Origin of the sequence: Rhodococcus sp. BS-15, assembly GCF_000813105.1 — a bacterium.
Lineage (GTDB): Bacteria > Actinomycetota > Actinomycetes > Mycobacteriales > Mycobacteriaceae > Rhodococcoides.
In genome coordinates, this window is sequence record NZ_BAOX01000638.1 from 1 (window position 1) to 625 (window position 625).

Below are 625 nucleotides of genomic sequence, written 5' to 3' on the forward strand. Positions count from 1 at the left end.
GCGCCGGGCGTCGCCACTCTGCCCGCGGGTGCGCAGACCTGCCCGGCGACCGTTGCGCCGACCAGCGGGCTTCGAGGTTCGGCAGTGGGGTCGACGGTCACCTCGTGCCCGTTCGCCGAGGAAGTCAGATTGGCCTACACCAGGGCCGGTTCGGATCGGAATTCTCGGACGGTGGTGGCCAGCAGCCCGGTCACCGGCAAGCGGTACGAGATGAACTGTGTCTCGTCCGCGCAGTTGGTGACGTGTACCGGTGGCGAGAACGCTGTTGTCTACCTCTTCTAGTTCGGCCCGCCGCGTCGGAAGAGGTGGAGCGGTGGCCCTTGCGTTCTGTGTTCTGGTGTCCGGCTGCACCATCGCCACCGATGACGACCCCGCGTCCGAAACACCCGTCGTGTCCGAAACATCGGCTGCTGCGGTGCCCCCGGCGATTCCGCCGACGTCCGATGCGGGAATGTGGACCACTGCGCCTGCTGTCGAGACGCTGCCGGCAGCTGATCTGGCCGCGGAGTTCGGCGTGCTGGAGTCGACGGCGGGTGGGCCCATCGGCCTCGCTCTGGCTCCGGTCGGCGGCGGCCCGTCGACGGTGCTCGGCACCTGGACTTCCGGTACGGCGTGGTCGACGGTC

At 69.0% G+C, this 625-nt stretch carries 2 pseudogenes; both read left to right on the top strand.

The window, feature by feature from the left end:
• Positions 1-282, top strand: a pseudogene (locus tag RHBS_RS29535) (hypothetical protein); the annotation flags it as partial.
• Between the two features lie 31 nt (positions 283-313).
• Positions 314-625: pseudogene (locus RHBS_RS28425) on the top strand (hypothetical protein); the annotation flags it as partial.